21 protein-coding genes are annotated in these 22,980 nt (G+C 63.1%); 11 read left to right on the top strand and 10 right to left on the bottom strand.

Annotated elements, in window-relative coordinates; translation table 11 throughout:
* Nucleotides 1–17 precede the first annotated feature (17 nt).
* The 3 genes from AC1DVS_RS19060 (at nucleotide 18) to AC1DVS_RS19050 (ending at nucleotide 2,117) form a co-directional block, all read left to right on the top strand.
* Nucleotides 18–422: a hypothetical protein gene (locus tag AC1DVS_RS19060; protein ID WP_478025500.1), complete on the top strand. Its 405-nt coding sequence runs from the start codon at nucleotides 18–20 to the stop codon at nucleotides 420–422.
* A 764-nt stretch (nucleotides 423–1,186) separates the two neighbouring features.
* Entirely contained in the window at nucleotides 1,187–1,651 is a 465-nt protein-coding gene (gene dksA, locus AC1DVS_RS19055) for an RNA polymerase-binding protein DksA (RefSeq protein WP_478025499.1), read from the top strand.
* An 88-nt stretch (nucleotides 1,652–1,739) separates the two neighbouring features.
* On the top strand, nucleotides 1,740–2,117 hold the full coding sequence (locus AC1DVS_RS19050; RefSeq protein WP_478025498.1) for a PilZ domain-containing protein: 378 nt from the start codon (nucleotides 1,740–1,742) through the stop codon (nucleotides 2,115–2,117).
* A 95-nt stretch (nucleotides 2,118–2,212) separates the two neighbouring features.
* Here the strand turns inward: AC1DVS_RS19050 and AC1DVS_RS19045 are convergent, their stop codons facing one another.
* The gene (locus AC1DVS_RS19045) at nucleotides 2,213–2,368 is read right to left on the bottom strand and encodes a YdcH family protein (protein ID WP_478025497.1); all 156 of its coding nucleotides are present in this window, start codon (nucleotides 2,366–2,368) and stop codon (nucleotides 2,213–2,215) included.
* Nucleotides 2,369–2,552: 184 nt separating this feature from the next.
* On the opposite strand from AC1DVS_RS19045, the gene AC1DVS_RS19040 reads away from it, so the two are divergent.
* Together AC1DVS_RS19040 and AC1DVS_RS19035 are read left to right on the top strand one after the other, a co-directional pair.
* The gene (locus AC1DVS_RS19040) at nucleotides 2,553–2,750 is read left to right on the top strand and encodes a YdcH family protein (RefSeq protein WP_478025496.1); all 198 of its coding nucleotides are present in this window, start codon (nucleotides 2,553–2,555) and stop codon (nucleotides 2,748–2,750) included.
* 128 nt (nucleotides 2,751–2,878) lie between these two features.
* The gene (locus tag AC1DVS_RS19035) at nucleotides 2,879–3,328 is read left to right on the top strand and encodes a DUF1465 family protein (protein ID WP_478025495.1); all 450 of its coding nucleotides are present in this window, start codon (nucleotides 2,879–2,881) and stop codon (nucleotides 3,326–3,328) included.
* On the opposite strand, the gene AC1DVS_RS19030 is transcribed toward AC1DVS_RS19035, so the two are convergent.
* On the bottom strand, nucleotides 3,325–4,284 hold the full coding sequence (locus tag AC1DVS_RS19030) for an NAD(P)H-dependent flavin oxidoreductase (RefSeq protein ID WP_478025494.1): 960 nt from the start codon (nucleotides 4,282–4,284) through the stop codon (nucleotides 3,325–3,327). The genes AC1DVS_RS19035 and AC1DVS_RS19030 overlap by 4 nt on opposite strands.
* A 137-nt stretch (nucleotides 4,285–4,421) precedes the next feature.
* On the opposite strand from AC1DVS_RS19030, the gene AC1DVS_RS19025 reads away from it, so the two are divergent.
* Complete coding sequence (locus tag AC1DVS_RS19025; protein ID WP_478025493.1) at nucleotides 4,422–7,010, top strand: M1 family metallopeptidase; 2,589 nt, start codon at nucleotides 4,422–4,424, stop codon at nucleotides 7,008–7,010.
* A gap of 146 nt (nucleotides 7,011–7,156) precedes the next feature.
* Here the strand turns inward: AC1DVS_RS19025 and AC1DVS_RS19020 are convergent, their stop codons facing one another.
* The 3 genes from AC1DVS_RS19020 to AC1DVS_RS19010 form a co-directional block, all read right to left on the bottom strand.
* Nucleotides 7,157–7,681, bottom strand: a complete 525-nt coding sequence (locus tag AC1DVS_RS19020) for a gamma carbonic anhydrase family protein (protein WP_478025492.1) — start codon at nucleotides 7,679–7,681, stop codon at nucleotides 7,157–7,159.
* Between the two features lie 77 nt (nucleotides 7,682–7,758).
* Nucleotides 7,759–10,131, bottom strand: a complete 2,373-nt coding sequence (locus tag AC1DVS_RS19015; RefSeq protein WP_478025491.1) for a bifunctional diguanylate cyclase/phosphodiesterase — start codon at nucleotides 10,129–10,131, stop codon at nucleotides 7,759–7,761.
* Nucleotides 10,128–10,688: a cupredoxin domain-containing protein gene (locus AC1DVS_RS19010; RefSeq protein WP_478025490.1), complete on the bottom strand. Its 561-nt coding sequence runs from the start codon at nucleotides 10,686–10,688 to the stop codon at nucleotides 10,128–10,130. Before AC1DVS_RS19010 ends, AC1DVS_RS19015 begins: the two co-directional genes overlap by 4 nt.
* A gap of 142 nt (nucleotides 10,689–10,830) precedes the next feature.
* Here AC1DVS_RS19010 and AC1DVS_RS19005 point away from each other — a divergent pair, with 142 nt between their 5' ends.
* The 3 genes from AC1DVS_RS19005 (at nucleotide 10,831) to AC1DVS_RS18995 (ending at nucleotide 13,819) form a co-directional block, all read left to right on the top strand.
* Nucleotides 10,831–11,706 (top strand): DUF3034 family protein, encoded by an 876-nt coding sequence (locus AC1DVS_RS19005; RefSeq protein WP_478025489.1) that lies wholly within the window; start codon nucleotides 10,831–10,833, stop codon nucleotides 11,704–11,706.
* A 10-nt stretch (nucleotides 11,707–11,716) separates the two neighbouring features.
* Nucleotides 11,717–12,217, top strand: coding sequence for a group I truncated hemoglobin (locus AC1DVS_RS19000; protein WP_478025488.1), 501 nt, complete (start codon nucleotides 11,717–11,719; stop codon nucleotides 12,215–12,217).
* Between the two features lie 78 nt (nucleotides 12,218–12,295).
* Nucleotides 12,296–13,819: a glucuronyl esterase domain-containing protein gene (locus tag AC1DVS_RS18995; protein ID WP_478025487.1), complete on the top strand. Its 1,524-nt coding sequence runs from the start codon at nucleotides 12,296–12,298 to the stop codon at nucleotides 13,817–13,819.
* 21 nt (nucleotides 13,820–13,840) lie between these two features.
* Here the strand turns inward: AC1DVS_RS18995 and AC1DVS_RS18990 are convergent, their stop codons facing one another.
* From AC1DVS_RS18990 to AC1DVS_RS18980, 3 genes are read right to left on the bottom strand one after another with little or no spacing between them, the layout of a single operon-like run.
* The gene (locus AC1DVS_RS18990) at nucleotides 13,841–14,569 is read right to left on the bottom strand and encodes a GDSL-type esterase/lipase family protein (protein WP_478025486.1); all 729 of its coding nucleotides are present in this window, start codon (nucleotides 14,567–14,569) and stop codon (nucleotides 13,841–13,843) included.
* Nucleotides 14,570–14,607: 38 nt separating this feature from the next.
* The gene (locus AC1DVS_RS18985; RefSeq protein ID WP_478025485.1) at nucleotides 14,608–15,555 is read right to left on the bottom strand and encodes a Gfo/Idh/MocA family protein; all 948 of its coding nucleotides are present in this window, start codon (nucleotides 15,553–15,555) and stop codon (nucleotides 14,608–14,610) included.
* Nucleotides 15,552–17,108, bottom strand: a complete 1,557-nt coding sequence (locus AC1DVS_RS18980; protein ID WP_478025484.1) for an alpha-N-arabinofuranosidase — start codon at nucleotides 17,106–17,108, stop codon at nucleotides 15,552–15,554. Before AC1DVS_RS18980 ends, AC1DVS_RS18985 begins: the two co-directional genes overlap by 4 nt.
* A 101-nt stretch (nucleotides 17,109–17,209) precedes the next feature.
* Between AC1DVS_RS18980 and araD1 the strand changes: the two genes are divergently transcribed.
* Together araD1 and AC1DVS_RS18970 are read left to right on the top strand one after the other, a co-directional pair.
* Nucleotides 17,210–18,190 carry an AraD1 family protein gene (gene araD1, locus AC1DVS_RS18975; protein ID WP_478025483.1) on the top strand — a complete coding sequence of 327 codons (981 nt, stop codon included), beginning with the start codon at nucleotides 17,210–17,212 and terminating at the stop codon, nucleotides 18,188–18,190.
* Nucleotides 18,191–18,223: 33 nt separating this feature from the next.
* Nucleotides 18,224–18,931 (top strand): FadR/GntR family transcriptional regulator, encoded by a 708-nt coding sequence (locus AC1DVS_RS18970; RefSeq protein WP_478025482.1) that lies wholly within the window; start codon nucleotides 18,224–18,226, stop codon nucleotides 18,929–18,931.
* A gap of 986 nt (nucleotides 18,932–19,917) precedes the next feature.
* Here the strand turns inward: AC1DVS_RS18970 and AC1DVS_RS18965 are convergent.
* Nucleotides 19,918–21,714, bottom strand: coding sequence for an IlvD/Edd family dehydratase (locus tag AC1DVS_RS18965; RefSeq protein WP_478025481.1), 1,797 nt, complete (start codon nucleotides 21,712–21,714; stop codon nucleotides 19,918–19,920).
* A 22-nt stretch (nucleotides 21,715–21,736) separates the two neighbouring features.
* Complete coding sequence (locus tag AC1DVS_RS18960) at nucleotides 21,737–22,873, bottom strand: aldose epimerase family protein (RefSeq protein ID WP_478025480.1); 1,137 nt, start codon at nucleotides 22,871–22,873, stop codon at nucleotides 21,737–21,739.
* Between the last annotated feature and the right edge of the window lie 107 nt (nucleotides 22,874–22,980).

Genomic DNA, 22,980 nt, shown 5'->3' with positions numbered 1-22,980 from the left:
ATGAGCTTGCCGAGGAATTGCTGCTGCTCGATCCGTTGGATGAGCTGGACGTGCTCGTGCTCGAGCCGTTCGACGAGCTCGATGTGCTCGACGAAGAGGAGACACCACTCGAGGTGCTCGACGAGGTAGAGGAGGACACGCCACTGGACGTGCTCGAGGAGACGCCGCTGGACGTGCTCGAAGAAGAGCCGCCCGTGCTCGTGCTCGAAGACGAGCCTCCGGTCGACGATGTGCTCGATACGCTGCCGCTCGAGGTCGAGGAGCCGCCCGTCGAGGTGGAAGAGCCGCCGGTCGAGGTCGATCCCCCGCTTGAGCTGGTCGAGCCGCCGCTCGAGGTCGAGGAAATGATGATTCCGCTGCTGCCGCCCGAAGAGCCGCCGCCGAAGAAGCCGCCCGCGAAAAATCCGCCGCCGCCGCCATAACCGCCGCTGCCGCCGACGACCGCAGCGGCACCGCCGCCACCACCACCAGCCATCTCGCCGGCTCCGCCATAGCTGGGAGGAAGCGGAATGGGTGCGCCCTGGCTGGTTAGGGTCACGACCGCAGGCGGGCAGACCGCCTTCGTCTGGGTCACGACTCGGCGAACCTGGCGCGCAGGCCTGGCCACCGTGCGGTGAACGACCCGCCGGGTTTGTTGCGCATAAACGTGACGTGTGTGGGAAACTTCAGCGACATGCACCGCGCCGCCGCCCACCAGGGCGCCGCCGCATGCGCAGGCACATAGTTTAGCCAAGGCCATCCGCACCGACATTATGTCACTCTTTCGTTGCCGACGCTGATTTCATGCGTCGGATCCGTGGTTTACAGCAGCTATTCGCCGCTATTCCGCAAAGTGCCGAACAAAGAATTAAGTTCAAGAGCGTTAACCCAACTTTGGCCTGACTTTGTCTAAAATCKGTACCCGACCCGACCATTGTCATGGTTAATGTGCCAGGATGAAACGGATTTATGGTTAATAGGGGGATACTACGGGGGCTCATGTTAACACTTTGCCCGGCTGAACACGGCGCGGCGCGTCGGTTCACGAAAGTGCAAGATAGAATGGGCTAAGGGCGATTCTGCCAATTCGGCAACACTTTGGTTGCGGGGTTGCTTGTGGTGCGGGGGCGGCGCGGTTATAGGCCCGCATCGGGAACGGGACAGCCCTGAGGCGCGAAAGCGCCCAAGCGGCTGGCGGGAGAGTGGGATGGCGACGGTCTTGAATCGATTGGACGAATCCGAAAAGTTTCAGCCGCCCGTGGGCGGCACGGGTGATGGCTATCGGCCGAGTGCCGAAGAACCCTTCATGAATCCACGTCAATTGGCGTATTTTCGCGACAAGCTGCAGGGCTGGAAAGAGGCGATTCTGCGAGAGGCGGCCGGTACGCTCTCGCAGCTTCAGGTCGATTCCCTGCGCGAAGCCGACCTGACGGATCGCGCTTCGAGCGAGACGGACTGGTCGATCGAGCTCCGCACGCGCGACCGGCAACGCAAGCTGATCTCGAAAATCGACGCTGCGCTGCGCCGAATCGAGGAAGGCGAATATGGCTATTGCGAAGTCTCGGGCGAGCCGATTTCGCTGGCTCGTCTCGAAGCCAGGCCGATCGCGACGATGACGGTCGAGGCGCAGGAGCGCCACGAGCGACATGAGAAAATATCTCGCGAAGATTGAGTATAGTTCTTTTTGTGCGTCCAATTAAGCGATTGGATACGGTTGTGCGGCTATCGCCGGCCCAACGGAGGTCGTTCGAGCAGACGCGATGGACCAATTTGCCCAAGACCCTTTCAGCGCCATGACTGGCGACGATGCCGCACATAATCGGAACGAGGCCCGCGACAGCCTTTTCCTGATGGCGGATTTCCGCGTCACCGGATCAACGGATGTCACTCAGGTGCGCGTGCGGAATCTTTCCGCGGGCGGGCTGATGGCCGAAATCGCCAACGGCCTCGAGCTCGGCCTTCAGGTCGAGTTCGATGTCAGGGGAATTGGCTGGGTTCCGGGCAAGGTCGCCTGGTCAGCCGCCGGGCGCGTCGGAGTTGCGTTCGATCGCGTGATCGATCCGATGTTGGCGCGCAAGCCCGTGGGGACTGGCAGCAAGACTCCGGTCTTCGTGAAACCGATCCTGCCGCTTCGCTGATCCGAGTCGACTCGGGAAATTTCAGAAATGATGTGAGGCGGTCGATCGGGCGTAGGCCCCGCGCGGCGTCGCCGCGCGAGGCTCGCCGTGCGCTGCTAGAGCGTCGACATTTCCTCCTTTACGCGCAATTTCAGTTTCTTGAGCGTCGCTAGCGCTGCGGTATCAGGCAATGGTCGCTGCGACTCGGCGCTGATCTTGCGGTCTAGGACCGCATGCTTGGCTTCGAGAGCCGTGAAATGCGCAGTCTGCATGGAAGCATTCCTCCTACATTGCTGGACGGGGGTCGGAGTAAAACATGCGAATGGTGAATTGTCTTCCCGTTTTGGGGGCACAATCGACACGCCGATGCATTTTTTGCGATAGCCCGCTTTTGTGGTGGGCGGCTGGTGCATTTTGTCGCGCTGTGTCCTAAGGCCGGATGTGAACGGGGAGCCGATGGACGAAAGCCAAATCGCCAAGCGCCTGGAGATATTGCGGGTCGAGCATCGCGACCTCGACTCAGCGATCGCTGCCCTGTTCGAAACCAGCTCGAAGGATCAGCTCCAGCTTGCGCGGCTGAAAAAACGGAAGCTGCGGCTACGCGACGAGATATCGATGCTCGAGGATCAGCTGATTCCGGACATTATCGCCTGATGACCGGCCAATTCCGGAACTCGTTTCGAGCATGATCCTAATTGGGACGCGCACGCCCTGAAAAACAAGGCGCAAGCCTATAGGGTTAACGCAAACTTTATGTCACTCTGACCCGGCATGGAGGAAATATGAGCGACTCACGGATCCATCGCCGACTGATTGATACGCTCTATGTCGATGCGATGCTGCTCGCCGATGAGGCGCGTGGCTATTTCGATCAGCGTGGCCGGCACGACCGCGATTCGCTCGATCCGATGTCGAGGGTGTGTTTCTCCTGCGAGTCGCTCAAGGTGACGACGCGGCTGATGCACGTCATCGCCTGGCTGCTGACTCAGCGCGCAGTTGATTGCGGCGAGATGGCGCCGCGTGAGGCGCTCGACCCATCGCGGCGGCTTGGGCCGGCGCCTGTGAGCGATATGGATGCGGTCGAAGCGATGCCGCCGGCCGCCCAGGGGCTGATCGCGGCGAGCACTGAGCTGTACCGCCGCGTCGAGCGGCTCGATAATGCGCAAAGCGATGAAGAAGTGTCGCCGAGCCCGGCACGATCGATGTTCGAGCGGCTGGCGATGGCGTTTTAAAGCGCCAGTCGCGCTCTCGCTGCCTTATATTCCCGTTCCAGCCGATCGACCCGCACCGCCACCGGCTCGATCCGGTCGACCACGCCGATACCCTGGCCTGATCCCCAGATATCCTTCCAGGCCTTGGCCTTGCTGCTATTGCCGCCGCCGAAATTCATCGTCTTGAGATCGCCCTCGGGCAAATTGTCGGGGTCCATTCCGGCTGCGACGATGGAGCCGCGCAGATAATTGCCGTGCACGCCGGTGAAGAGGTTCGAATAGACGATATCGGCTGCCTTGCCCTCGACGATTCCCTGTTTGTAGGCCGGATCGGCATTGGCCTCCTCGGTCGCGATGAAGGGGGAGCCGATATAGGCAAGATCGGCGCCCATCGCCTGGGCGGCGAGCACTGCGTCACCGGTCGCGATCGAGCCCGATAGCGCCAGGGGCCCGGCAAACCATTGCCGTATCTCCTGGATAATCGCGAAAGGAGAGAGCCGCCCGGCATGGCCGCCGGCACCAGCCGCGACGGCAATCAGCCCGTCAGCGCCCTTTTCGATCGCCTTCCGGGCGAAGCGATCATCGATGATGTCGTGAAGAGTGATCCCGCCCCAGCCGTGCACCGCCTGGTTCAGATCCTCGCGCGCACCGAGCGAGGTGATGACGATCGGCACCTGCCATTTTGAACAGGTCTCGAGATCCGCCTCGAGCCGTTCGTTCGAGCGGTGGACGATCTGGTTGACCGCAAACGGCGCGGCGGGACGATCCGGATTCGCACGGTTGTACGCTGCGAGTTCCTCAGTGATGCGATGCAGCCATTCGTCGAGCAGCGCCGCGGGCCGGGCGTTAAGCGCTGGAAAGGAACCGACGATTCCCGCCTTGCACTGCGCGATCACCAGCTCKGGACCTGAAATGATGAACAGCGGCGACCCGATGACGGGCAGGCGCAGGCGATCGAACAAGGGCGGAAGGCTCATGGGTGCGTTTCATAGCGCAACCGAAATATCTGTCTACCTGCCGACATATTGCGTCCGGGCGGGAACGCCTTATGAGCGCACTACATCACGATATAGTATATTTTCATACTATATCCGTCTTTCGGAGTTCCTCTCCCATGAAGCTCGTTCTCTCCACGCTGCTGTTGCTCGGTGTCTCCACGCCGGCGCTGGCCATCGGTCAATTGCCCGACGCGGTCGCGCCGCTCGCTTATGACATCGCCATCAAGCCCGATGCCAAGGCGATGACCTTCAGCGGCACCGAGACAGTGACGATCAACGTCAGGCGTGCGACCAGCACGATCACGCTAAACGCCGCCGAGCTCAAGCTGAGCAGCGTCACGTTCGACGGGAAAAGCGCGCCTTTCACGCTCGACGAAGCCACGCAGCAGATGACGGTGAAGCTGCCGGCGGCGGCAAAGGTCGGCACGCATGTGATGACCTTCGCCTGGGACGGCAAGATCAACACCACGTCCGCCGGATTCTTCGCGATCGACTACAGCAATGCCGACGGCTCCAAGGCGCGAATGCTGGCGACCCAGTTCGAGGCGCCCGATGCACGCCGCTTCGCGCCGATGTGGGACGAGCCCCTGTTCAAGGCGAAGTTCACGCTGAGCGCCGTGTCGCCTGGCGACCAGACTGCGTTCTCCAACATGCCCGCAGCGAAGGTGACGAAGCAGGCTGACGGCACCAAGCTCTATCGCTTCCAGCAGACGCCGACCATGTCAAGCTATCTGCTGTTCCTCGGCATGGGCGATGTCGAGCGCAAGACGGTGATGGCGGGCAAGACCGAAATCGGCATCATCACCCGGCGCGGCGTGGTCGATCAGGGCGATTATGCGCTGAGCCAGGCCAAGCGCCTGCTGACCTATTACAACAACTATTTCGGCCAGCCCTATCCACTGCCCAAGCTCGATATGATCGCCGGCCCGGGCTCGAGCCAGTTCTTCGGCGCGATGGAGAATTGGGGCGCGATCTTCTATTTCGAGCCCGAGGTGCTGTTCGATCCCAAGCGCGCCACGCAGAGCGGCCGCGAGCGGATCTACACTGTGGTCGCGCACGAGATGGCGCATCAATGGTTCGGTGATCTCGTCACCATGAAATGGTGGGACGATCTGTGGCTCAACGAGGGCTTCGCCTCGTGGATGGAGAACAAGACGAGCAGCGACCTCAACCCGACCTGGGACGCGAAGGCGACCGCGGTGGCCGAGGATCGCGAGGGCGCGCTTGGCTTTGACGGGACGGCTGCGACTCATCCGATCATCCGCCATGTCGAGACCGTCGATCAGCTTGGTGAGGCGTTTGACGGCATCACTTATCAGAAGGGCCAGGCCGTCATCGGCATGATGGAGTCGACGCTCGGGGCGGACGTGTTCCGCAAGGGCATCCGCAGCTACATGGCGAAATATAAATATGGGAACACCGATACCGATCAGCTCTGGGCCGAGCTGGCGCTCGCCGCGGGCAAGCCGGTCAAGGACGTGGCGCATGATTTCACGCTGCAGCCAGGCGTGCCGCTGGTGACGCTGACCGGCGCGACCTGCGCGGGCGGCACCACCACCGCGACGCTGACTCAGGGCCGGTTCGGCTATGACGAGCCTTCGAAAAAACCGCTGACCTGGCGGGTGCCGCTGACGCTGGGCGTGGTCGGTGGCCCTGTGACCCGGACGATCGTGCAGGGCCCGGCGGTGAACAGCGTTTCAGTCGCTGGTTGTGGCACGATCGTGCTCAACCGCGACAAGGGCAGCTATGCCCGGGTGATGTACGACCCGGCCAGCCATGCCGCGCTGGTCCGCGACTTCACCAAGCTGGAGCTGACGGACCAGCTCGGTACCCTTGGCGACGATTTCGCGCTGGCGATGAGCGGCGATCAGTCAGTCGACGCCTATTTCGCTGATTTGGGGGCGGTGCCGCTGGATGCGAGCCCGCTCGCCTGGGATGTGATCGCGGGCAATCTCGGGACCTTGAGGGGGCTTTATCAAGGCACGCCGCTCGAAGCGCAGCTCAATGCGCGGACTATTGCGATCCTGTCGCCGGTGATGAAGCGGATTGGCTTCGAGGCCCGGGCGGACGAGTCGCCTTTGGCCACCAATCTGCGAGAAGCCCTGGTCAGCCGGCTTGGCTATAGCGGTGACCCCGAAGTGGCGGCAAAGGCGCGCGCCTATTTCGCCGCGCTGGCCACTGACCCGAACGCAATCCCGCCCGCTATCCGCACGCCGATCCTCGGTGTCTATGCCGCCAATGCGACTCCCGTCGAATGGGAGGCACTGCTTGCGACGACCAAGGCCGAGAAGAACCCGGTGATCAGGAACAGCTATGTGCGCCTGCTCGGCACCGCCCGCAACGACGCCTTGGCGCAGCGGGCGCTCGGCCTGCTGAAAACCGATGATTTCACCGCGCCGCAAAAGGCGAGCCTGATCCGGTCGATCGCCGGGCGGCACCCGGACATGGCGTTCGATTTCGCGGTCGCGAATATGGATCTGGTCAACGGCCTGCTGGAAACGAGTACGCGCGCCGGGTTCATCGTCGGGCTGGGCCAGGGATCGAATGATCCGGCGATGCCTGACAAGATCACCGCCTTTGCCGAGAAGAACCTGCCCGAGGCATCACGGGGCGGCGCAAAGCGGGCGCTCGCGGTTATCGGCGTCCGGCGGCAGAGCGCTGACCGCATGCGCGCAGATGTGACTAAGTGGGTGGCGGGCAGCTAATTCCTCCCCGAGCTTGCTCGGGGAGGGGGACCGCGCTCTTGCGCGGTGGAGGGGCTTGGAGCGCGGGGCAGGTGTTCCGCGCTCCAAGCCCCTCCACCATTCGCTGAAGAAGCGAATGGTCCCCTCCCCGTGCCGGGGAGGAACCGCTACCCAACCACCGTCAGCCCATCGGCGAAGGCCTTGCTCTTCGCCACATAGCCCGCCGCCGAGATCTTGAGTGCAGCCAGCGCCTGCTCATCGAGCGTGCGGATCGCCTTGGCGGGACTGCCTACGATCAGTGAGCCAGGCTCGAAAACCTTGCCCTCGGTCACCAGCGCCCCGGCGCCGACCAGGCAGCCGTCACCGATCACGGCGCGGTTGAGGATTGTCGCGCCCATGCCGATCAGCACATTGTCGCCGATCGTGCAGCCGTGAAGGATCGCGTGATGGCCGATCGTGCAACCGGCACCGATCGTCAGCGGTGCGCCAGGATCGGAGTGCAGCATCGCGCCTTCCTGGATATTGCTGCGCGCGCCGACGATGATCGGCGTGTTGTCCGCCCGGATCACCGCACCGAACCAGACGCTCGCTTCGTCGCCGAGATGGGCATCGCCGATCACATCGGCGCTGGGAGCGACCCATGCATCAGCGCCGAGCACCGGCTGTTTTCCCTCGATGGCGTAAAGCGGCATGGGTCTCTCCTCAGAATGCGACAACAAAGGCTGAGGACCGCCTTTGCCCCGTTCGGCGCCCGACTTTCAAGGGAGCGTCAGGCGGCAGCGGTCATCCGCTTGCCGAGCAGGTCGAGCACCTGATTTCCCTCGACCGCTGCGCTGAAGATGAAGCCCTGGACGCTTGTGCACCCCTGGTCGCGCAGGCAGGCAAGCTGATCGCTGTCCTCGACGCCCTCAGCGGTGGTTTCCATGTGCAACGCCGTCGCGAGGTCGACTATGGCGTGAACGATCGCGGCCGAGCTCATGTCGAGGGCGATGCGGTTCACAAAGCTCTTGTCGATCTTGATCTTGTCGAACGGGAAGCTGCGCAAATAGCTGAGCGACGAGTAGCCGGTGCCGAAATCATCGAGCGCGATGCGAACGCCCATGCTGCGCAACTGGTGGAGCAGGGTGACGACGGAGGTCTCGTCTTCGAGGAAAACCGACTCAGTGATCTCGACCTCGAGCCGGGAGGGCGCGAGGCCGCTGCGCGACAACGCCTGGAAGATGATGTTCGCAAAGCCGGTGCTGCGGAACTGGAGCGGCGAGACATTGACCGCAACATGGACATGATCGGGCCAGCCGACCGCATGGCGGCAGGCCTCGTGCAATACCCATTCGCCAATGCCGCTGATCAGCCCAAGGTCCTCGGCAACCGGGATGAACTCGCTCGGCGTGACGTCGCCCCGGGTTGGGTGCTCCCAGCGGAGCAGCGATTCGAAGCCATCGATAAGGTTCGTCTTCAAATCGAAGATCGGCTGGAAATTGAGGCGGAACTGCCCGGTCTGGAGCGCCTCGCGCAGATCGAGTTCGAGCTGGCGGCGCTTCCGCGCGGCGGCATCAAGCGCCGGCTCGAAGAAGTGGAAGATGCCGCGGCCGTCCTGCTTGGCATGGTCCAGGGCGAGGTCTGCACTCTTGAGAAGGGCATCCGCATCAGTGCCGTCCGCCGGGGCGATCGCGATGCCGATGCTTACGCTCAAGGGGACGATGTGGCCGTCGACCCGCAACGGCTCGCGCACCCGGTCGAGAATCGCCTGCGCAAGGGCGCGGGGGCGATCTTCATCGGCTCGATCGGCAAGGATCACCCCGAATTCATCACCGCCGAGCCGCGAGACGATCCCGTCGGAGGCGATCTCGATCAGCATGTTGCCGACGTCCCGGAGCAGCGCATCGCCGATTGCATGGCCGAGCGTATCGTTGACGCCCTTGAAATTATCGAGATCGATGCAAAGCACCGAGACTTTCTCGTCGCGCTTGTTGGCGCGCATCAGGGCGGCTTCGACCTGCTGACGGAAGAAGGTCCGGTTGGGCAGGCCGGTCAGCGTATCGTGGAAAGCGAGATGAATGATGCGGCGCTCTCGCTCGGCGATGCCGGCCGACATCAGGTTGAAGCTTTCCGCCAGCCGCGCGATTTCGTCCGACCCCTCGACTGTCACCCTTGCGCGGGCGCCTTCCTCGAGCGCCCTGGCGGCGGCGTCGAGCGCAGCGATCGGGCGGGCGATAGTGTTGGCGAGGCGGCGGCTGCCGATCACGACGAGAACAATCCCAAGCAGGCCCGCAAGCGCGATGCCAAGCTCGAGCGACGAATAGGATGCGAGTGCCTTGTTCTGCGCATAGCTCAGCAGCAGGGCGGTCTCGGGCTCGCTACCGCGTCCATCGAGCTGGCGCGCCACTGCAAAGGCAGCGCCCTGCGGCAGGCGCAACGTGGCCGGCGCCGCATCCTTCGCCCCCGTGCTCTGCTCGACCAGACTATCCAGATCCGGATCGGGATTGATGGTGCCGTCTCCCGATACCCAATGGCGGTTCGCGTCACGATGCAGAATGGTCGCGGTCAGCGGGATCGCGGAAAGATGTTCGAGCGCGCGCATTTCACGCGCATCGAGCGGAACGGCAAAGACAACCCAGCCGATCTCGGTCGGCGCGAGGATGGGCGAGACGATCAACCGATAGACGCCTGCGGTGGTCTGGATGACTGCGTCTTTGCGGCCGTCCGGTAGGTCGGACGGGATTTTTGCAACAGCTGCGCGCAGATCCGACGGCCCATTGCCCAGCACATCGCCGGCCGGATCGACGACAAACGCATTCGAGACATCGGCGCGTTCACGCAAATTGCCGATCGCGGATTCGATCGTTGGGCGGTCACCACTCGCGACTGCCGTCCGGAAGCCGAAGTCGCGCGCCAGTATCTCCGCCGAGCCGGCGAGCGACTTTGCCCGCAGCGTCCAGATACGATCATAGACTGCCCCGCTGGTGGCGAGTTCCGCACGCACCGATTCGCGGGCGTGGCTCCAGATCATGATCTGCGCGACGACCGCGACGCCGATCAGCGAGAGCGTGAAGAGCGCTGCGTAGAGAATTGCGAGCCGAGTGCCGAGGCGAGAGAAAGCATAAGGCGGCGTCACCAGTTTCCAAAGCGTGGCCAGCCTCATTTGCCGCGCACCGAATAGGCGATCGCAAAGCCGGTCGGCGCGACGGTGACCGCTTGTTGGAGCATGTTCCCCGGTGCCCGCACTGAGGGATGCCAAAGTCGGATGGTTGCGCCGCCAGCCGGTACACCCAAGATCTGGACATGGCCGCTTGCATCGGTCTGCACCGCATAAGGCGTATCGACCACCATGATGAAGCCGCTCATCGCATCATGGATGTTGCAGCCAAGCGAGACGATTCCGGTCTTGTCGAACGTCACGCTCGGCACCGCTTCGCGTCCGTAGAGCTTGAGGTTGAAGGATCTCACCTTCGAGAAGGAATAGACGTGGTGGCGAACCTTGTCCCGGTTGGGGAAGGTTACCGTCGAGCCCACCGGCACGATCAGGACATGCGGATCAAACGCGATATTGTGCTGGGCCATTTCAGTGCCCCAGCTGAAGTGGATCGGCGTCGTCGATTTTCCAGGGGTGTCGATCATGATCACCGCGCCTGCGAGAGGCTTGCCGTTGGCGCTGTGCACGGTGATATCGACGGTCGCCGCGTTGAGAGACGCGGGCACCAACAGGGCGCAAGACAGGGCTGGAATCATCCGCATTCATGGCGGCTTTAGCACGAACTCGTATTCAAGTTCTGAAGGCGATCTTTACGCTATTCTAAGGGTAAACGTCTAATTCACGATCTCTTCCGAAATGGAGTGGTTCGTGATCCGATGTCTTTTCCTCGCGCTCGCTATCTCCACATCCATATTGCCCCAATCGGCGATGGCCGAGGAATGGCGCGACGGCGGCAAGCTGCTCCTGACCGGGGGCGTCACGAGCATTGAGGGAGCGGCGGGCGGCGGCCTCGCGACTTGGGCCGTGATCGCTGGTGATGAGACCGAGGCAGGCATCGGCGGCACCGCCCACGCGACCTATATCGCGCTCCCTGATTTCGATCTGACCAGCTATGGCGCGGCGATCGGCTTTCGCAATCGGATCGAACTTTCCTATGCGCATCAGAGCTTTGATACGCGCAGCGTCGGCGCGATGCTTGGCCTTGGCCACGGTTTCGCGTTCGCCCAGGACGTGTTCGGGGCGAAGCTCCGCCTGATCGGCGATGCGGTTTATGATCAGGATCGGGTGATGCCGCAGATCTCGATCGGCGTGCAGCACAAGCGCGCCAATCAGGGTCCGATCATCGCCGCGGTCGGTGGCAAGGAAAGCAGGGGTACCGATGTCTTTGCGTCGGCGACCAAAGTCCTGCTGTCGCGCAGCCTGGTGCTGAACGCGACGGTGCGCATCACCAAGGCGAACCAGCTTGGACTGCTCGGCTTTGGCGGCGATCTGAATGCCAAATATCAGCCGGAATTCGAAGGCTCGGCCGGCATTTTGCTGACGCGGAGGCTGCTGGTCGGCGCTGAATATCGCACCAGGCCGGACAATCTCGGTTTCGCCGAGGAGGACGACACCTATGATCTGTTCGCGGCCTGGTCGGTCGCACGGCACGTTGCACTGACGGCCGCCTGGGTCGATCTCGGCAATATCGCGACGGTGGAGCGTCAGCGCGGCGCTTTCCTGTCGATTCAGGGCAGTTTCTGAAGGACGATCAATGCTCATTCTCGCGCTCGCCGCCGCCGCTGCGCTCCAGGACGTTCCTCCCGGTGAGACTCCGGTCGATCCCTATGTCCAGAGCAATGCCAATGCCGATGCAACACCCTTTACCGGCAAGGCGATGCTCAACGCATTCCATGGCCGCGCTGGCATCGATCGCATCGCCGACGGACTTGTCGATCGCAACCTGCGCGACAAGCGGATCAGGGAAATCTTCGACAAGCAGGACATCGTCCGGCTGCGCCGCATGTTGAAGCTGCACTTCTGCTACGTCCTGAACGGCGGGTGCGATTATACCGGCCGATCGATGAAGGACGCCCATAGGGACATGGGCATCCAGACCGTGGACATGGGTGCGCTGGTCGAGAATCTGCAGGCTGCGATGCGGGCGGAGAAGGTGCCGTTCTTTGCACAGAACCGGTTTCTCGCGAAGCTTGCGCCGATGAAGCGCGATATTCTGCAGGAGCATAAGGGGAGGCATCGGCCGCCGCTGCAATAGCCTGTTGGCAATCCCCATAGCCGCCGTATATCCTATAGGATGTGAGGCGCGGATCGCGCTCACTGTGAGGGGAATGCGATGAAAGCCGCGCTGCGGGCCTGCTGCTCTCTGCCCCTGCTTGCCGGGGTGGCACTTGTCGTCACCGCGCCGGCCCTTTCGCAATCATCGGTTACGGCGCCGATCACCGCGGAGCAGGATCATCAGCAGATGATGGACCAGCTCGGCATCACGAAGCTGCGTCCTGGGCCGAGTGGCAATGAGAAGGCGCCTGATCACGCCAATTATGATCCCGCCAAGGCCAACCCGTTCCCCAACTGGCCCGATGTCCTCACGCTCGACAATGGCCGCAAGGTGACGAGCGCGGATATTTGGTGGAAGCAGCGCCGGCCCGAGATCGTCGAGGCGTTCGAGCGCGAGGTGGTTGGGCGCGTACCCGCCAATGCGCCGAAGGTGACATGGTCGGTGGTCAGCACAGACAATGAGTATATCGCCGGCAAGCGCATGGTTGCGCGACAGCTGATCGGCCATGTCGACAACGCGGCCTATCCGGCAATCGACGTCGGCATCCGGATGACGCTGCTGGCGCCGGCAGAGACGACCAGACCGGTGCCGTTGCTGATCATGTTCGGCGCCGCGCGCTATCCGGCACCTAGCCAGCCCAGTGCGGACGAGTCCGCGCGGATCGATGCCGCGATGAAAGCCGAGCTTGTGGCGCGCGATCCCTCGCTGGCGGCGGCGTTCAAGGCGCATCCCGGGTTCGAGTTCGTTCATCCGCCGAGCTTCTTCCCGGCACCGCCGAGCGATGAGCGGGTGAGCGCCCTCGTTGCGGATGGCTGGGGCGTGGCCTTGCTCGATCCATCGAGCATCCAGGCTGACAATGGCGCCGGCCTCAGGAGCGGCGTGATTGGCCTCGTCAACAAAGGCGGGCCGCGCAAGCCGGAGGATTGGGGTGCGTTGCGCGCATGGGGCTGGGGTGCAAGCAGGGCGCTCGATTATCTCGAGACCGATCCGTCGGTGGATGCGAAGCATGTCGGGATCGAGGGTGTCTCGCGCTATGGCAAGGCGGCGCTGATCACCATGGCGTTCGACCAGCGTTTCGCGATGGTGCTGGTCGGCTCGTCGGGCGAGGGCGGGGCCAAGCCGCACCGCCGCAATTTCGGCGAGGCGGTCGAGAGCCTGACCGGCACTGGTGAGTATCACTGGATGGCGGGCAATTTCATGAAGTACGGCGCCTCGGAATCGCGCTTCGGCAGCCGCAATGCTGGCGATCTCCCGGTCGACTCGCATGAATTGATCGCGCTGTGCGCGCCGCGCCTGACTTTCATCAGCTATGGCTTGCCCGAAAAGGGCGATGCCAACTGGCTCGACCAGCAGGGGAGCTTCATGGCGACGGTCGCGGCGGGATCGGTGTGGAAGCTGCTTGGCGCGAAGGACCTCGGGGTAGGGAACGACTATCGCAATGCTGTGATGGTGCCGCAGGGGACTGAATTGCTGGACGGTCAGCTTGCCTGGCGCCAGCATGATGGCGGACATACCGACGCGCCCAACATGAAGTATTTCATCGGCTGGGCTGATCGCCAAATGGGGCGGGTGGCGCCCTAGGCCCGCCTCGCCAAGGAGGCGCTACCGCCGAAGAGCCTCGGCGATCGCCGCCTGCGCTATTGGCGCCATCGCTGCATAGCCCTCGGCGTTGGGATGAACGCCATCCTTCGAATACTCCGGCTTCATCGCGCCCTCAGGGGTGGCGATTGCTGGCCAGTAATCGGCATAGACGAGATGCTTTTTCGCGGCATAAGCCTTCAGCCACACATTTAGCGTCTGGATCTTGGGCCCCGGCGCCATACCCGGCCGCCAGGGGAAATCCATAGCGGGCGGGATCGAGGCAATAATGACCTTGATGCCGTTCGCCTGTGCGATCTCGACCATGTCGGAGACATAGCCCTCGATCTCCTCCGCCGTTTCAGGGCCGGTATTCTGCGCGACGTCGTTGGTGCCGCCCATGATGTGGACGACGGCTGGCTTGAGCGCGACCACGTCGCTGCGGAAGCGGACGAGCATCTGTGGAGTCGTCTGGCCACTGATGCCACGGCCCACAAAGCTCGCATTGTCCTTGATGAAAGGCTGGGGCGCCCAGCCCTGGGTGATCGAATCGCCCATGAACACCACCCGCTTAGGGTCCACGGTCGCGAGCAATGGCTGATCGGCGTCGCGATAGCGGGCGATATTGGCCCAGTCGCCATTCTCACCCTGGCCGACCGGAGGTCTGGCCGGCGCGGCGGGTACAGTTTGTGCGAAGGAAGGCGCCGACAGCGCCAACGCCCCGATGAAACCAAGGGCCGCGATTGCTCTCATGCGCACTCTCCTCATTCACGCGTCACGCGCTGCGTCGTTCAGACAGTACCACGCTCGAAGGCGAAAGGATCGGTCTCGACATACTCGCCGACCGCCATCGCCTCGGTGACGAGTTGTAGCGGCGAAAGATCCACATCGCTTTCACCCGCGGCGATCAGTTCGGCGAAGCGTGCATAGAGTCGCGGATATTCGCTGTTGAGCGATGCTGCATCCGGTCCATCGGCGATCGACAGCGTGGCACCGCCGTTACGCAGGACGAGCGGGCCGTCAGGCGTATCGACCTCGATATCCCAGCGTTGCGGACCCTCTTGCAGGAAGTCGAGATCGACCGATACCGGCACATTGCCAGAGCGCAGTTCCATGGTCGCGAGGATCGGGGAAGCGCGACCGCGTGGGACCGACAGCCTTGCCGAGACCAGCACCGGCGCTTCCGGCAGGATATGGGTGAGGATCGACAGCGCGTTAATGCCGGGATCGAAAACGCCGAAGCCGCCGGCCTCGAGAATCCATTCCTGTCCGGGATGCCAGACGCGGATATCTTCCTTCCAGGCGATCCGCACTGCATCGATCGCGCGGTCCGAAAGCCAATCGCGCGCGCTGTCCACGGCGGCCGCCTCGCGCGAATGCCAGGCAGCGAACAGGGTGACGCCGGCCTCGTCCGCCAGTCTTTGGAGTTCGATCACCTCGTCGACMGTCTCGCCCGGAGGCTTCTCGAGCAGGACATGCAGGCCAGCCGCGATCGCCGCGMGCGCGACGATGTTGCGCACCGATGGCGGCGTGCAGATCGCAACTGCCTTCACGCCGATATCGGCGGCGAGCAACCCTTCGACATCGCGGTAGTGAGCCACGCCCTCGAGCTCGCTATGCGGATCGACCGTCGCCACGAGCTGAAAGCGCGGATCAGCGCGAAGGGCAGGGACGTGCTGGTCCTGCGCGATCTTGCCAAAGCCGATAATGGCGATGGGGAGCACTTCGACTTCGCTCACCGCAGTGCCACCACCGTCACCGATTTCGCCGGCAGGGTCAGCGTGACCGTACCGTTGCTCACCGGAACCTGGGCGATGTCGCGCGGCTTGAGCGACGATGGATTGTCGAAGCTGTTATGCGCATCCATCTGGTCCGCGGTCAGCACCTCGCCGCTGAGCATGGTCGCGGTGCTGCCGTCGACCTTCAGCGTCACCGTCATCGGTTCGTTCGGATCGAGGTTGACGAGCGAGACATGCGTGGTTCCATCCGCTGCGCGCACCGCCGAGCTGTTCAGCGCGGGCATGGTGAACTTGTCCTTGTCATAGCGCGGGCCGGCGAGATCGACCGGCAGCTCGGTCGCATCCTGCCACGGCATATACATGTGATAGACGTGATAGGTCGGCGTCAGCACCATCTTGGGTCCGTCGGTCAGCACCATCGCCTGCAGCACGTTGATCATCTGGGCGATGTTGGTCATTTTCACCCGCTCGGCATGATGGGTGAAGATGTTGAGGTTGATCGCGGCGACAAGGCCGTCGCGCAGCGAATTCTGCTGCTGGAGGAAGCCGGGGTTGGTGCCGGGCTCCGGATCATACCAGGTGCCCCATTCGTCGACCGCGAGCCACACGCGCTTCTCGGGATCATATTTGTCCATGATCGCGCTGTGCTTGGTGATATATTCGTCCATCTTCAGCGTCTTGGACAGAATGCGCGCCCAGGAGGTCTCGTCGAAGCCGGTCGCCGAGCCCTTGTGCGCCCAGCTTTCGCCGACGGTGTAATAGTGGACGCCGATGCCGTCGATCTGCCGACCGGCCTCGCGCATCATCACTTCGGTCCAGTTGTAATTCTCGTCGCTGGCGCCACTTGCGATCTTCATGATGTGCGTACCGGCCGGCGCCTTGACGAAGGTCGCGTAGCGGCGGGTGACGTCCGCGGCATATTCCGGCCGCATATTGCCGCCGCAACCCCAGAGCTCGTTGCCGAGGCCGAGATAGGGGAGCTTCCACGGTTCCTTACGGCCATTGGCGCGGCGCTCATTGGCGAGCGTCGAGGCGGTCGGCGAGGTCATATACTCGACCCAGTCAGCCATTTCCTGCGGCGGCGCGCTGCCGACATTGCCCGAGACATAGGCCTCGGCACCGACCAGCTCGGAGAAGTTCATGAATTCGTTGGTGCCGACGGCATTGGGCTCAGTGACGCCGCCCCAATGGGTGTTGACCTTGACCGGACGCTTTGCCGGTGCGCCGACACCCTCACGCCAGTGATATTCGTCGGCGAAGCAGCCGCCCGGCCAGCGAATCAACGGCACCTTGATGGCGCGGAGCGCGCCGATCACGTCGTTGCGGAAGCCGTTGGTGTTGGGAATCGACGATTTGGGGCCGACCCAGAGACCGCCATAAACGCCGGTGCCGAGATGCTCGGCGAACTGGCCGAAGATCTGGCGCTGGACCTTGGGGCCGGGCTTGTCGGCATGGACGATGACGGTCGCCTCTTTCGCGACAGCGCTTGTGGTCGCCGCCAAAGCCAATGCTCCGAACAGTGCGAACCGCGCTTTTTGTCCCAGGCCAACCATTACCATCCCCTCAGATTTGCCACGCTCACGTTCGATGGCTATCGGCATTATATTGTCCGAGTATATATCATTGGACAAGCGAAAAGGCGGAGAGTCGGAAAATGCGAGTGTCGTTGGTCCAGTTCGAGGATAGTGCCGGTCGCGGGGTCGCCGTGCTCCGCTATATGGAGCCGCCGCGTCGCCTTGCCGGGATCGAGAGCGTGCGGGAATTGGCTCGGGCAGCAATGGCGGCAGGGACGAGTCTCGTCGCGCAGGTCGATGCGGCCGGGGACGGGGGCGAGGTCGATCTCGACGCGGTGACTCTGTTGCCGCCGATCGACCATGAGGACCCGGCGCATCTGGCGCTGACGGGGACTGGCCTGACTCATCTCGGCTCGGCCGAGGGCCGCGACAAGATGCACCGCTCCATGACTGAGTCCAACGAACAGACCGATTCGATGCGGATGTTTCTGATGGGCGTCGAGGGCGGCAAGCCGGAAGCGGGTGAGGCCGGTGCGCAGCCCGAATGGTTCTACAAGGGCAATGGCTGCTCGCTGGTCGCGCCTGGCGCCACTCTCAGGTCGCCCGATTTCGCGCTTGATGCGGGCGAGGAGCCGGAGATTGCCGGCATCTACATGATCGGTGACGATGGCGTGCCGGCGCGGCTCGGTTTTGCGATCGGCAATGAATTCTCGGACCATGTGACTGAGCGCGGCAATTATCTGTGGCTTGCCCATTCCAAGCTGCGCGTGGCGGCTCTGGGGCCGGAACTGCTGCTCGGCGAACTGCCTCAGGACGTGCGCGGCACCAGCCGGATCCTGCGCGACGGGGAGGTGCTGTGGGAGAAGCCGTTCGTGACGGGCGAGGCGAACATGTCGCACAGCATCGCCAATCTCGAACATCATCACTTCAAATATGACCTGTTCTGCCAGCCGGGCGACATTCACGTCCACTTCTTCGGGACAGCGACCCTGTCCTTCTCCGAAGGGGTGACGACTCAGGAGGGGGATGTGTTCGAGATCTCGGCACCGCCCTTCCGGCTGCCGGCGCGCAACCCGATTGCGATCGAGAAGCCGCGCGATGTCGGCGTGCGGGTGCTGTAGGGCTGGATGGAAATACATGACCCCGCCCGCCCGATGAAGGCCGCCACGCCAAAGGCGCGGCGCATCCACGCGTCGATCGCGCGTGATCTGGGCGTGGCGATCGTCACCGGCGCGCACCAGCCGGGCGACACCCTGCCCGGGGAGATCGAATGCGCGGAGACCCTGCATGTCTCGCGCAGCGCGTACCGTGAGGCTGTGCGGATGCTGGCCGCAAAGGGACTGGTCGAAAGCCGGCCCAAGGCGGGAACGCAGGTGAGCGCGCGGAGCCGGTGGAACCTGCTCGACCCCGATGTGCTCGAATGGATGTTCGAAGGGGAGCCTAGCGAGGCGTTCATCCGCAGCCTGTTCGAGCTTCGCATGATCGTCGAGCCCGCCGCGGCGGCATTGGCGGCGGAGCGGCGGACCGGCCGCGAACTGTCGGCGCTTGGGCATGCGCTCGGCGAGATGGCGCGGCATGGGCTGACCACCGTCGAAGGGCGGGCCGCTGACCAGGCCTTCCATCATCTGATCCTCGAGGCGACGCGCAACGAGCCGTTGACGACATTGTCGAGCTCGATCGCGGCCGCGGTCGGGTGGACGACGATCTTCAAGCAGCGCAAGCGCCGGCTGCCGCGCGACCCGTTGCCCGACCATCAGCTCCTGTACGACGCCATTGCCGAGGGCGATGCAGACGCGGCGCGCGCGGCGATGGCCGAACTTGTGCGGCGGGCGCTGGTGGATACGGAGATGTCGCTGGGGTGACCAGCAGGCGGATTCCTGTTCATGATATCCAACAGGATTAGTTGCCGGATTTTTCCGAATTAGAGGGAAAATTGGGGAAAAAGCGGTGAAACTGCCGGGATTCTGGGCTGTTTTTGGCTTATTATCCAGTGATGTGAATGGATTGATGCATCGCATTATTGTTTGGCAGCCGCTGTGTTGGAAAGTGTCAGTATCTTTTAGTATCTGTTTTATGACGCCGTAATTTTGAGGCTAATAAGCGCTCCTGTTGGGGCTCGCCTCGGTGCCGTGGGTTGCGAAATGGCATTTTTGCGAGCCACCAGGCGGGGATTCAAATTTGAGTCCGGTGCGCTTTTGGTACTGAATTAGAGCCGTTACGAGGCTGGTTCCCGATTTATTCCTTGGCATATCATCCATGCTGTCGCTGATGGGATTGGTTATTCATCATGCCAAAGTATTCAATTTTGCGAGTCGCGTGAATTCTGTGCCCTTTTTCTTACTTTTCCGGTTTGGGGGCGATTGCGAGCCAAGCTCAATCGTCACCCCGGGCTGGTTCCGGGGTCGACTAAGCGCGCCGCCGTGGATGGCGGAACGAGGGCTGATCGACATTTGGGAGGTACATAATTCCTCTCCTTTGGGAGAGGATACGAAGACTTAGGAGCGCAGCGACTTAGTCGGAGTTGGTGAGGGGCTCCGGGAGCTCTCGATAGCTCCCGGAGCCCCTCACCAAGTTTCGCTAGTCAGCAAGCTGACAAGCTACACTATCCTCTCCCAAAGGAGAGGAATTATGTGGGTCTCCTGAATGTTGATCGGGCCAAGTCCCCGCATGACGGTTGACCTGATCGAGGACGACTCTGGACCGCAGCGAGCGCGGTCTCACCGCCGGCCAATTCTGCCGTTTCGATTGTCTCGACAATGGGAAAGAGCCGATCCGACACAAGGCCGGATCGGCAGGACCATAGCAAAAACCCGGAAGAGTTGAATCGCCCCGCGCCGCCGCGATGGGATCAGTGGTTGTCGCGCGGCAGTCCCTTGGTCTGGGCGATGCGCTGATAGCGTTCCGAACCTTCGAGGATCGCGCCCTGATTGAGCTGGCCGACGACCGCGCGCTGGATCTCCTGCCAGGGCGTCTGGGACGCAGGGTAGGGATAGCCGCCCGCTTCGGCCAGCACCCGACGGCGCTCGGCCAGTTCGGCATCGTCGATCAGGACATTTGCCGTCGCGCGGCCAAGATCGATGCGCACCCTGTCCCCGGTGCGGATCAGGGCAAGCCCGCCCATCGCAGCAGCTTCGGGCGAGGCGTTGAGGATCGAGGGCGAGCCCGAGGTGCCGGATTGCCGGCCATCGCCGATGCAGGGCAGGGCGGAGATGCCCTCGCGGATCAGGTAAGCCGGCGGGCGCATGTTCACGACTTCGGCGGCACCCGGATAGCCGATCGGGCCGGCGCCACGCATGAACAGCAGCGAGGCGGTGGTGATGCCGAGCGCCGGATCGTCGATGCGGGCGTGATAATCCTCAGGGCCATCGAATACGACCGCCGGGCCTTCGAACGCCTCGGGATCATCGGCGTTCGACAGATAGCGCTCGCGGAACTCGGGCGAGATGACGCTGGTCTTCATGATCGCGGCGTCGAATAGATTGCCCTTGAGGACAATGAACCCGGCATCCTCCATCAGCGGCGCGTCGAAGCTCCGGATGACCTTGTCGTCCTCGATTGTCGCGTCGCGGCAATTGTCACCGATGCTGCGGCCATTGGCGGTGATCGCATCTTCATGGATGAGCCCCTGGCGCATCAGCTCGGCCACCACGGCCGGGACGCCGCCGGCATGGTAGAAATCCTCGCCGAGATATTCGCCGGCGGGCTGGAGGTTCACCAGCAGCGGCACATGATGGCCATGAGTCTGCCAGTCGTCGAGCGGCAGGTCGACGCCGATATGGCGGGCGATCGCCGAGAGATGGATCGGCGCATTGGTCGAGCCGCCGATCGCCGAGTTGACGACGATCGCATTGTGGAAGGCGTCGCGGGTCAGGATATCCGAGGGCTTCAGATCCTCAGCGACCATCCCGACGATGCGCTTGCCGGTGAGATAGGCGATCTCCTGGCGGTCTCGGTACGGCGCGGGGATCGCAGCCGAACCGGGCAGCTGCATGCCGAGCGCCTCGGCAAGGCTGTTCATGGTCGTCGCCGTGCCCATGGTGTTGCAATAACCCGTCGACGGCGCCGACGAGGCGACGAGCTTCACAAAGCCGGCATGGTCGATCTTGCCGGCCGCGAGCAGCTCGCGCGCCTTCCACACGATCGTGCCCGAGCCGGTCCGCTCGCCCTTGTGCCAGCCATTGAGCATCGGCCCGACCGAGAGCGCGATCGCCGGGATGTTCACGGTTGCCGCCGCCATCAGGCAGGCGGGCGTGGTCTTGTCGCAGCCGATCGTCAGCACCACGCCGTCGAGCGGATAGCCGTAAAGCACTTCGACGAGCGCCAGATAGGCGAGGTTGCGGTCGAGCCCGGCCGTCGGCCGCTTGCCGGTCTCCTGGATCGGATGGACCGGGAACTCGATCGCAATGCCGCCCGCCTCGCGAATGCCCTCGCGCAGCCGCTCCGCCAGCACCAGATGGTGCCGGTTGCACGGGCTCAGGTCGGAGCCCGTCTGGGCGATGCCGATGATCGGCTTGCCTGACTGCAACTCCTCCTGGCTCAGCCCGAAGTTCATGTACCGCTCGATATAGAGCGCGGTCATGTCGATATTGGCGGGATTGTCGAACCAGGCGCGCGAACGGAGGCCGGGTGGGGGAGTGTCAGTCATTTAGAAAAAGGCTTTCGAACGATCATTTCGGTGCCACCGAGAGGCGGTAGACCATCAGATGGTGGTAGGGTTTGCCCGGATCGACCCGCGCGGAGCCGAAATTCGGCTGGTTCGGGGTATCGGGGAATTTCTGCGGCTCGAGGGCGACGCCGTCGCCCATCCGGTACACATGGCCGCGCTTGCCGACCAGCGTGCCGTCAAGAAAATTGCCGGTATAGAGTTGCACGCCCGGCTCAGTCGTCAGCACCTCGAGCACGCGGCCCGAGGCCGGATCTTCGAGTCGCGCGGCGAGCTTGGGCGTTGCGGTCAGGCCGGCATCGAGCGCGAAATTATGATCATAGCCGCGCCCAGCGATGATCTGCGGATCGCGCCCGTCGCGAAGATCGTCGGAAAGGACGCGCCCCTTGGTGAAGTCGAAGACGGTGCCCGCGACCGGGCGGCGCTCGCCGGTCGGGATCAGCGTCGCGTCCACGGGGGTGTAAGCGCGGGCCGGGATCGTCAAGCGGTGGTTCAGGATGCCGAGCCGCGAGCCCTCGCCGGCGAGATCGAAGATCGCGTGATTGGTCATGTTGACGATGGTCGGCTTGTCGGTCGATGCCTTGAAATCGATCGACAGATTGCCCTTCTCGTCAAGGCTGTAGGTCGTGGTGACCTCGAGCTTGCCGGGATAGCCCTGGTCGCCGTCCGGGCTGGTATAAGCCATGACGACCTTGGCGACCGGGCCGTTCTCGACCGAGACGACGCGCCACACGACCTTGTCGAAACCGACCGTCCCGCCGTGCAGCGAATTGGGGGTGTTGTTGATCGGCAGCTGATAGGTCTTGCCGTCGATCGAGAATTGCCCGCGGGCAATGCGATTCGCATAGCGGCCGACCGTGACGCCGAAATAATTGGGCTTGGCGACATAGGAGGCGAGATCGTCATAGCCGAGCACCACATCGGCGAGCTTGCCCTTGCGATCGGGGCCGATCAGCGATTGCAGCGTGGCGCCATAAGTCAGGACTCGCGCCGAGACGCCGTGTGTGTTGGCGAGGGTGATCGCCTCGACCGGGCTGCCGCCGACATCACCAAGCGGCTTGCGCGAGACTGTCCCCGCCTCGGCCTGTGTCGTTGCCGCCAGCATCAGGGCCATGGCCATCGTCTTCGAAATCAATTGCATCATCCACTCCCCGTTGCCGTCATTCACTCGGCGACATTGACCGCGAATTTGCTTGCATATACTCAGACAAAAAACAAGCGACGCCCGACGGGCTGCTTCAGGGAGTA

The organism is Sphingomonas sp. P3_C5, from assembly GCF_056402635.1.
The sequence above is the reverse complement of the archived record's forward strand: the minus strand, read 5'-3'. Positions and strand labels throughout refer to the sequence as shown.